The organism is Lysobacter sp. 1R34A (genome assembly GCF_051217035.1).
In the GTDB taxonomy this organism is placed as follows: Bacteria; Pseudomonadota; Gammaproteobacteria; order Xanthomonadales; family Xanthomonadaceae; genus Lysobacter.
This window is the reverse complement of the sequence record NZ_JBPKJP010000127.1, coordinates 1-9,191: the sequence shown is the minus strand read 5'-3', so window position 1 is coordinate 9,191 and position 9,191 is coordinate 1. Positions and strand designations below refer to the sequence as shown.

At 67.8% G+C, this 9,191-nt stretch carries 10 protein-coding genes; 1 reads left to right on the top strand and 9 read right to left on the bottom strand.

Annotation, left to right across the window (positions count from 1 at the left end):
• Positions 1 to 143: 143 nt before the first annotated feature.
• The 4 genes from cyoE to ACSAMQ_RS18615 form a co-directional block, all read right to left on the bottom strand.
• On the bottom strand, positions 144 to 1,076 hold the full coding sequence (gene cyoE, locus ACSAMQ_RS18630; RefSeq protein ID WP_435397093.1) for a heme o synthase: 933 nt from the start codon (positions 1,074 to 1,076) through the stop codon (positions 144 to 146).
• Complete coding sequence (locus ACSAMQ_RS18625; RefSeq protein WP_435397092.1) at positions 1,076 to 2,263, bottom strand: COX15/CtaA family protein; 1,188 nt, start codon at positions 2,261 to 2,263, stop codon at positions 1,076 to 1,078. Before ACSAMQ_RS18625 ends, cyoE begins: the two co-directional genes overlap by 1 nt.
• An 84-nt stretch (positions 2,264 to 2,347) precedes the next feature.
• On the bottom strand, positions 2,348 to 2,917 hold the full coding sequence (locus ACSAMQ_RS18620; protein WP_435397091.1) for a hypothetical protein: 570 nt from the start codon (positions 2,915 to 2,917) through the stop codon (positions 2,348 to 2,350).
• Positions 2,914 to 3,639, bottom strand: a complete 726-nt coding sequence (locus ACSAMQ_RS18615) for an SURF1 family protein (protein WP_435397090.1) — start codon at positions 3,637 to 3,639, stop codon at positions 2,914 to 2,916. Before ACSAMQ_RS18615 ends, ACSAMQ_RS18620 begins: the two co-directional genes overlap by 4 nt.
• A 75-nt stretch (positions 3,640 to 3,714) precedes the next feature.
• Between ACSAMQ_RS18615 and ACSAMQ_RS18610 the strand changes: the two genes are divergently transcribed.
• On the top strand, positions 3,715 to 3,942 hold the full coding sequence (locus tag ACSAMQ_RS18610; protein WP_435397089.1) for a twin transmembrane helix small protein: 228 nt from the start codon (positions 3,715 to 3,717) through the stop codon (positions 3,940 to 3,942).
• Between the two features lie 200 nt (positions 3,943 to 4,142).
• Here the strand turns inward: ACSAMQ_RS18610 and ACSAMQ_RS18605 are convergent, their stop codons facing one another.
• The 5 genes from ACSAMQ_RS18605 to coxB all read right to left on the bottom strand — a co-directional run bounded on the left by ACSAMQ_RS18605 (position 4,143) and on the right by coxB (position 8,511).
• On the bottom strand, positions 4,143 to 5,021 hold the full coding sequence (locus tag ACSAMQ_RS18605; RefSeq protein ID WP_435397088.1) for a cytochrome c oxidase subunit 3: 879 nt from the start codon (positions 5,019 to 5,021) through the stop codon (positions 4,143 to 4,145).
• Between the two features lie 49 nt (positions 5,022 to 5,070).
• The gene (locus ACSAMQ_RS18600; protein ID WP_435397094.1) at positions 5,071 to 5,631 is read right to left on the bottom strand and encodes a cytochrome c oxidase assembly protein; all 561 of its coding nucleotides are present in this window, start codon (positions 5,629 to 5,631) and stop codon (positions 5,071 to 5,073) included.
• Between the two features lie 53 nt (positions 5,632 to 5,684).
• A complete protein-coding gene (locus ACSAMQ_RS18595; protein WP_435397087.1) occupies positions 5,685 to 5,816 on the bottom strand; it encodes a hypothetical protein in 132 nt (43 codons plus the stop codon).
• A gap of 86 nt (positions 5,817 to 5,902) precedes the next feature.
• The gene (gene ctaD / locus ACSAMQ_RS18590; RefSeq protein WP_435397086.1) at positions 5,903 to 7,528 is read right to left on the bottom strand and encodes a cytochrome c oxidase subunit I; all 1,626 of its coding nucleotides are present in this window, start codon (positions 7,526 to 7,528) and stop codon (positions 5,903 to 5,905) included.
• 26 nt (positions 7,529 to 7,554) lie between these two features.
• A complete protein-coding gene (gene coxB, locus ACSAMQ_RS18585; RefSeq protein ID WP_435397085.1) occupies positions 7,555 to 8,511 on the bottom strand; it encodes a cytochrome c oxidase subunit II in 957 nt (318 codons plus the stop codon).
• Positions 8,512 to 9,191 lie beyond the last annotated feature (680 nt).

The following is a 9,191-nucleotide window of genomic DNA, read 5'->3' as shown; positions in this document are numbered from 1 at the left end:
GGCGCCCTGCGCCTGCGCGGCGGGCTCCTGCGCCTGCGCGGCGGCGAGGGCCGACAGCGGCAGCAGCGCCGCGACGGAACGGACGATCCGGTGCTTCATCGACGGTGGCCCCCTAGTGACTGGCGCCGGCGCGGCGCGGACGATCAATGCATTCGCTGCAGTTCGAACAAAGGCGCCGACTGCATCGACGAGGGCAGCCAGTGGTCGATCAGCAGAAATGCGAACAACACCATCAGGTAGACGATCGAGTAGTTGAAAACCCGCATCGCGTACAGTTCGTCGGGCGGGTTCATCAGCTTCCAGGCGTGGTACAGGAACATCGCGTCCAGCACCAACACCCCGAACAGATAGAAGTAACCGCTCATGCCGAACACGCACGGCAGTACCGAGACCACCGTCAGCAGGATCGTGTAGAACAGGATCTGCCAGCGGGTGTACTCGACGCCGTGGGTGACCGGCAGCATCGGCACCATCGCCCGCGCGTAGTCGGCGCGGCGGAAGATCGCCAGCGCCCAGAAATGCGGCGGCGTCCACACGAAGATGATCAGTACCAGCAGCAGCGCATGGGCCCAGTCCCACTCGCCCTGCATGCCGGTGACCGCGGCCCAGCCGAGCAGCGGCGGCGCCGCGCCGGCGATGCCGCCGATGACGATGTTCTGCGGGGTGGCGCGCTTGAGGAACACCGTATAGACCACCGCGTAGCCGATCAGCGAGGCGAAGGTCAGCCACGCGGTCAGCGCGTTGACCCACACCACCAGGATGGTCATCGACAACGCCGCCAGGATCAGCGCGAACACCAGCGCCTGGGTCGGCGAGACCTGCCCGGCGACGATCGGCCGCCACGAGGTGCGCGCCATCTTGGCGTCGATGCGCGAGTCCAGCAGTTGGTTGATGGTCGCCGCCGACGCCGCGGCCAGCCAGATGCCGAAGAAGCCGAGCACCGATTCGCGCAGCGGCGGCCAGCCCGGCACGGCCAGGAACATGCCGACGAAGGCGGTGAAGACGATCAGCGCGACGACGCGCGGCTTGGTCAGGTCCCAGTACTGCTTGGCGGTCGGGCGCTTGGCGGCGTTCATCAGACCTCCGGCGTGCGCAGGCGGGCGAGCAGCGAGACCAGCGCGAACAGCAGCAGTGCGGCGCCGGCGTTGTGCGCGACCGCGACCGCGAGCGGCAGGCCGAGTTTGACGTTGGCGATGCCCAGGCCGACCTGGGCCATGGTCAGGACGCCGAGCAGGCTGGCCCAGCCGCGCATGCCGGGCGTGCGCAGCAGCTTCACCGTCAGGCCCAGCAGATAGACGAACACCACGCCGGCCATGATGCGGTGAGCCAGCTGGATCGCGATGCGCGCCTCGCCGTCGAGGATCCCGCCTTCGTAGTCCACGCCGATGCCGCGCCACAGCACGAAGGCCTCGCCGAAGTCGTGGCGCGGCCACCACTGGCCGACGCAGGTCGGAAAATCGTTGCCGCAGGCCAGCGCGGCGTAGTTGGCGCTGGTCCAGCCGCCGAGCGCGATCTGCACGCCGAGCACGGCGATGCCGAGCATCAGCAGCCGCCGCACGCTCGAAGCGTCGGCTAGGCGGATCGGCTGGCCGATCGCGCGCCATGCGGTCCACACCAACAGCGAGAAGGTCAGCAGGCCGCCGAGCAGATGGCCCATGACCACCACCGGCTTGAGCAGCCAGGTGACCGTCCACATGCCCAACAGGGCCTGGAAGATGATCACCGCCAGGGTCAGCGCCGACGCCCGCGACAGATCGGTATTGCTCCAGCGCAGCGCGGCGGCCAGCAGGATCGCTTCGCCGACGATCGCCAATGCCGAAGCGGCGACATGCTGGCCTTTCATGTACAGCGGTATCGCGACGGCCACGAGCGCGGCCGCGACGATCACCTGCGGCACGCCGTAGGCGCGCTTGCGCGCCGACACCAGCGCCAGGATCAGCACCAGCACGCCGAGCAGGCCGGCGATCATGCGGTGGAACTGCTCGCGCCAGGCCTTGTGCACCTCGACCGGACGGATCGCGGTGGCGACGTGGTCGGTGATTTCGTGGGCGCTGGTCGGCCAGGCCGCGCGGCCGTAGCAGGTCGGCCAGTCCGGGCAGCTCAGGCCGGCGTTGGACAGGCGCACGAAGGCGCCGAACACGATCACGCACAGCGCCAGCGCGACCGCCAGCCAGGCGATGCGATGGAAATTCTTCGACAGGCCGGTCTTGCTCAGGCCGTTGGTGAACGGATCGGAGGATCCGGGCTTGTGGGTTGCGCTCATTCGAAAACTCGTTCCTGCAAACTCTGGGTGCCGGATCGGCGCCTAACTACCGGCCGCTGCCGCGACCGGCTCGTGCCGCGCCGCTCACATCAGTTTCAGCAGCTTGGCCAGGTCGGCGCGCAGCCCGCCCGGATCGGTGCCGGGAGCGTAACGCAGAATCACGAAGCCGTTCGGGTCGATCACGTACAGCGGCAGGCCGGCCGGGTCGTTCAGTCGCGGCAGCTGCGCGCGCAGCTCCGGCGAAGGGCCGAGCACGCGCAGGCTGGGCGGGCGCTTGGCCCCGGCCGGCGGCTCGCCGAGCCAGAGCAGCTCGACCTGGTCGGCATCCTTGCCGAACAGCTGCCAGACCGTATCGAGCTGCTGCGACAACTCGACGCAGGCCGCGGCGCAATCCGGCGCCGGCGCGACCACGATGCGCCAGATCCGCGCCGGCGGGTTCCAGGCGTAGACGCGGCCGTCGGCCAGGCGCGGCCTCAGCGCGCGCAGGTCGGGCTTGGGCTCGAGCAGCTCGCCGTGCTGGCGGCTCGCCGCCGGATGGCGATCGGTGAAGCGCATGACCCCGGCGATCAACATCGGCACGAAGAAGAACGCCGCGATCAGCACCAGCACCAGGCGGTTGCGATTGCGCTGCGAGGAAGGGTCGGGGCTGGTCATGGTTGTCGACGCCGAGGGCGGAACGTGAGGATCAGGGCGGTGGCCAGCACCGCCAGGGCGAGCGCGAACCACTGCAGCGAATAACCGCGGTGCTTGTCCGGCGGCAAGGTGTTGGCGAGCAGTTCCAGGTCGCGCTCGTAGCCGAGCTCGAGCGCCGGATCGAGGCGCAACACGCGCGGCGCAAGCGGCACCGACAGGCCGGTGGCCTCGGCGATCGCCTTCGGCTCGACCCGGGTCAACAGCCAGGCCTCGCCTTGGCTGCCCAGGCCCGGGCCCAGCGCGAGGCCGGTCGACGGCGGCGGCGCGAGCAGTCCGCGCAAGCCGAGTTCGCCGTCCGGCCGGGCGATGGCCGGCAGCTTGCGATCGCCGCCGAGCGGCAACCAGCCCAGGTCGACCAGCAAGGGCCCGCCCTGTACGGGCATGAAGATGCGATAGACGCGCACGCCGGCACGGCCGTTGCGTTGCTGGTTGTCGAGCAACAGCGCGCCGCGCTCGTCGAACCGGCCTTGCCCCACCGCCCAGTCGTAGTCGCGCACCCGCGCCGGGTCGCCGGCCGCAGCCAGCGGCCGCGGCACGCGCTCGCCCAGGACCGAGGCGGCGGCATCGAGCATGGCCTGCTTCTCGACCGCGCGCCGGGCCTGCCACAGCCCCAGGTTGGCGAACAGCGCGATCGCGGCGAGCGCGAGCGTCCAGCCGAACAGCAAGGTGCCGCGGCGGCTCACCCCATCCTCCCGGCGGGCTGCGATAATCCACCCATCGCAGCCGCGCGCGTCCGGCGCGCACTTGAGGAGCCCGCGGTGAACGAGTCGCTGAAGATCCTGCTGGTGGTCGGCTTCCTGATCGTCATCCTCTGGAACCTGGGTGCAGGCCTGTATTACATGCTGGTGGACAAAGGCGGGAGCAAGCGCACGGTCAACGCGCTGACCCGCCGTATCGCGCTGTCCATCGCGCTGATCGCCATCATCCTGTTCGCGATGTGGATGGGCTGGATCGAACCGCACGGGGTCGGCTCCAACCCGAATTGATCCTGTCGGGTAAGAGCCCCTGAAGTCCCTGGATTCCCGCCCTCGCGGGAACCGCGTCATGGCAAGTTACAGGTAGGCCCGTCTTGCCGGCGTCGGTATCGGCATCCGGCCGCTCAGGGGGCGACGCCCACCTTCGGCTCAAAAACGAAAGGCCGGCAGCGCCGGCCTCTCGTCGTGCTTTGCCGATCCTGCGCTCGCGCTTACAGCACGTACACGAACAGGAACAGGCCGAGCCAGACCACGTCGACGAAGTGCCAGTACCAGGCCACCGCCTCGAAGGCGAAATGGTTGTCCTTGTCGAAATGGCCCTTGAGGCAACGGAACCAGATAATCGCCAGCATGATCGTGCCCAGGGTCACGTGCAGGCCGTGGAAACCGGTGAGCATGAAGAAGGTCGAGCCGTAGATGCCCGAACCCAGGGTCAGGTTGAGCTCGGTGTAGGCGTGGATGTATTCCTCGGCCTGGAAGAACAGGAACACGCAGCCCAGCAGCACGGTCAGGCCCAGCCAGAACAGCAGCGACTTGCGGTGGCCGCCCTTGAGCGCGTGGTGCGCGGCGGTGACCGTGGAGCCCGAGGTCAGCAGAATCAGGGTGTTGAGCAGCGGCAGGCCCCAGGCCGGGATGGTCTGGAACGCGCCGCCGACCTCGGCCGGGCCGGCGGTCGGCCAGGCGGCGCTGAACTGCGGCCACAGCAGGCTGTTGGTCATCACGCCGTCGCCTTCGCCGCCGAGCCACGGCAAGGCCAGGGTGCGGGCGTAGAACAGCGCGCCGAAGAACGCGGCGAAGAACATCACCTCGGAGAAGATGAACCAGATCATCCCCATCCGGAACGAGACGTCGACCTGCTTGTTGTAGTTGCCGCGTACCGATTCGCGGATGACGTCGCCGAACCAGCCGAACAGCACGCCGACCATCATCGCCAGGCCGACGAAGAACACCGGCTTGCCCCAGCTGACTTCGTTGAGCCAGCTGGCGACGCCGATCATGGTCGTGAACAGGCCGATCGAGCCGAGGAACGGCCAGCGGCTGCTGTGCGGCACGTAGTAGATGTTGGCGTCTGGCGTGTGAGCGTGGGCCATGGCGGCGTTCCAGTGATAAGTGGTGCTGGTTTGAATGGTGCTGAGCCGCTTACGGCGCCGACAGCGGCGAGGAGGCGGTCTTGGACACCGTTCCTTGCTGCAGGCGCGCCGTGAGCACGTCGTTCTTGGAGAAAGTGTAGGACAGCGTGATCGTCTTGATCTCGGGCGGCAGGTTCGGGTCGACGATGAAACGCACCGGCATGTCGCGCGACTCGCCCGCCTGCAGGGTCTGGGCGGTGAAGCAGAAGCATTCGGTCTTGTTGAAATAGCCCGAAGCCCGCGCCGGCGCGACCGACGGCGAGGCGCTGCCGACGATGGCGCGGTCGGTGGTGTTGCGGGCGTAATAAGTGGTCTCGTACTGCTCGCCCGGACGCACCTGCATGCTGAATTGCTGCGGCTTGAAGTCCCAGGGCAGCTTGGAATTGACGCTGCCGTCGAACTGCACCGTGACCAGTCGGTCGGCGACCGGCGCGGTGGCCGCCTGCGCCTCGACCACGCCGCGTTCCAGGCGGATGCCGAACACCTTCTCGCAGGCGATCCGGTACATCGGCACCAGGGCGAAGGTGAAACCGAACGCGCCCAGCGCGACCAGCACCATCAGCCGGATCATCTTCGGGCTCGCCTGGCGGCGGACCTCGGCGTTGGCCTTGGCGTCGTCGGCGCTCACTTGGACAGCACCCCACTGAGGATGAAGGCGACGTACACCGCCACCGCGGCCAGCCCGAACCACAACGCCGTACGGCGCGCGGCCGAACGGCGATGGGCGAGGTCGTGCTGGTCGTGAGGCTGGGTCATCTTGAGTCGCCTGGGCCGGGCAGCGCGCTATCGGATCGAAGCGGTCGCTGCCGGGGCCGGTCGCGGGGTCCTGTGTCCTGTCGGGTTCAGTGGGTGATGTCGCCGTGGGCCAGATCGCCGTCGCGGATCACCGGCGGCGTGCCGAAGGTGTGGTGCGGAGCCGGGCTCGGCACGGTCCATTCCAGACCGCGCGCGCCTTCCCAGGCCCGCGCCTCGGCCTTGGCGCCGACCTTCTGCGAACGCAGCAGGATGAAGGCCATCATGAACGGCGTGACGAACATGCCGAACGCGCCGATCGAGCTGATCAGGTTCCAGTCCGCGAACACCACGTTGTAGTCCGGGATGCGGCGCGGCATGCCGGCCAGGCCCAGGAAGTGCTGCGGGAAGAACAGCAGGTTGACGAAGATCATCGTCCACCAGAAATGGAACTTGGCCATCGGCTCGCTGTACATGCGGCCGGTCCACTTGGGCCACCAGAAGTACACCGCGGCGATGATCGAGAACAGCGCGCCGGTCACCAGCACGTAGTGGAAGTGCGCGACCACGAAATAAGTGTCGTGGTACTGGAAGTCGGCCGGCACGATCGCGAGCATCAGGCCGGAGAAACCGCCGATGGTGAACAGGATCACGAACGCGATCGCCCACAGCATCGGCGCCTCGAACGAGATCGAGCCGCGCCACATGGTGGTGACCCAGTTGAACACCTTCACGCCGGTCGGCACCGCGATCAGCATCGTCGCGAACATGAAGTAGATCTCGCCACCGAGCGGCATGCCGACGGTGAACATGTGGTGGGCCCACACGATGAACGAGAGGAAGGCGATCGAGGCGGTCGCGTACACCATGGCCTGGTAGCCGAACAGAGGCTTGCGGCTGAAGGTCGGGATGATCTCCGAGACCACGCCGAACGCCGGCAGGATCATGATGTAGACCTCGGGGTGACCGAAGAACCAGAAGATGTGCTGGAACATCACCGGGTCGCCGCCGCCGGCCGCGTTGAAGAACGAGGTGGCGAAGAACTTGTCGGTCAGCAGCATCGTCACCGCGCCGGCCAGGACCGGCATCACCGCGATCAGCAGGAAGGCGGTGATCAGCCAGGTCCAGCAGAAGATCGGCATCTTCAACAGGTCCACGCCCGGGGCGCGCATGTTGAGGATGGTGGCGATGACGTTGATCGCGCCCATGATCGAGCTGATGCCCATCATGTGGATGGCGAAGATCGCGAAGGCGACGTTGCTGCCGCCCTGCAGCGACAGCGGCGGGTACAGCGTCCAGCCGCCGGCCGGCGCGCCGCCCGGCAGGAACAGGGTCATCAGCAACAGGGTGAAGGCGAAGGGCAGGATCCAGAACGACCAGTTGTTCATGCGCGGCAGCGCCATGTCCGGCGCGCCGATCTGCAGCGGGATCATCCAGTTGGCCAGGCCGACGAAGGCCGGCATCACACCGCCGAAGATCATCACCAGCGCGTGCATGGTGGTCATCTGGTTGAAGAACATCGGCTCGACGAACTGCAAGCCCGGCTGTGACAGCTCGGCGCGGATCACCACCGACATGGCCGCGCCGATGATGAACATCACGAAGCTGAAGATCAGGTACAGCGTGCCGATGTCCTTGTGGTTGGTCGAGAAGAACCAACGCTCGATGAAGCCCTGCTTATGGGCGTGATCATCGTGGTGATCGTGATGATCGGCGACGGGGTGCGTGGCTGCCATGGCCTACCTCTGAAGAATGCTGACGATCAACCGGCGATCGCGGCGGGCGAAGCCGCGGCGGTCGTGGTGTCGGTGTTCGGGGCTGCGGCGGAAGCCGGAGCGGCATCGGCCGGAGCGGCCGCAGGTGCAGCAGCCGGAGCCGCCGGCGCGGCGGCGGGCGCCGGCGCGTTCTTGGCCTTCTGCCCGGCCAGCCACTGCTGGTACTCGGCCTTGGGCAGCGCGCGCACGACGATCGGCATGAAGCCGTGGTCCTTGCCGCACAGCTCGGCGCACTGGCCGCGGTAGACGCCCGGCTCCTTAATCTCGGTCCAGGCTTCGTTGACGATGCCCGGGATCGCGTCCTGCTTCCAGCCCAGCGCCGGGACCCACCAAGCGTGGATGACGTCGTTGGCGGTGATCACGAAGCGGATCTTGGTATCGGTCGGCAGCACCAGGACGTTGTCGACGTCGAGCAGGTAATGCTCGTGCTCGGCCTTGGTGACGAGCTTGCCGGCCTGGCGCAGCTGGTCGCTCTTGCGGTCCAGGCGGCTGGTGAAGGAGACGTCCTCGCCGAGGTAGTCGTACTTCCACATCCACTGGAAGCCGGTGACCTTGACCGTCATCGCCGCGTTGCGGGTGTCGTACATCGCGATCAGCTTGCTGGTGGCCGGGAAGGCCATCAGCACCAGCAGCGCCACCGGCACCACGGTCCAGATGATCTCGAGCTTGGTGCTGTGGGTGAAGTCCTTGTCGGGCACGGCGCCCTTGGACTTGCGGAATTTGAACATGGCCACGGCCATGGCGCCGAAGACCAGGATGCCGATCACCACGCAGACCCACAGCGCGAACATGTGCGCCGAGTAGGCGTTCATCGACTGGGCGGTCACGCCCTTGCCCATATTCAGCTGCCACGGCTTGGGATCGGCCGCCTGAGCAAACGCAAGGACAGGCAACGCCGATGCGGCGACGCCCGCTGCCCACTGCTTGAAACGACCGGCTTTCATCAGTTCGAGCCCCGAAAAATCAGTGTGGTTTTCGTTTTCGTGCTCCGCGGGCTGCCCCTCCCGCCCCGTCCGCGCCGGTGTCCTGGGCGAGGGGCTATGCGGAAGGTGGTGGCTGGCGAGCCCTGTCGAGGGCCCATCACGCCGGGATCGGCGCTACGGATAACCGAGAAATGGTAGCGGCCGACCCGTCCTGCGGCAACCCGGAGGCGCTTGCCCCAACCGGTCCCGAAACCGCCCGCGCCCCGCAGCGACAGGCTTTGCGCGCCAGTTCGGCGCCTGTCGACGGCGTCGGCGACGGCCGATCGCAAGCGTGACGGATGCAAGTTACGGTGGTCCGGCGCGCGCAACGCGCGGATCGGGGGCGCCGGGAGCGCCGCGACCGCAGCTCCGCGCCGCCTCCGGGCCGATCGCGGCCATTGCTTGGCCGCGGTTGCGACGGGGCGCTCGCGCCGGAGCCCCCGCGAACCGATCCGGTACAGGCCGCGACCGATAGAAAGCTCTAAAATGCCGGACTTCCCACCCCAGTGCCGGGTCCGATGTCCATCAACGTCTCTTCCACCGTCGCCCACGACGGTCCGCCGGCGCGCTCGAGCGCCGCGCTTTCCGACGCGCCGCCTTCGGGCGCCATGATCAGCCCCGAGCTGCCCGCGCCGCCGACGGGGCCGCGCGCGGCCCTGACC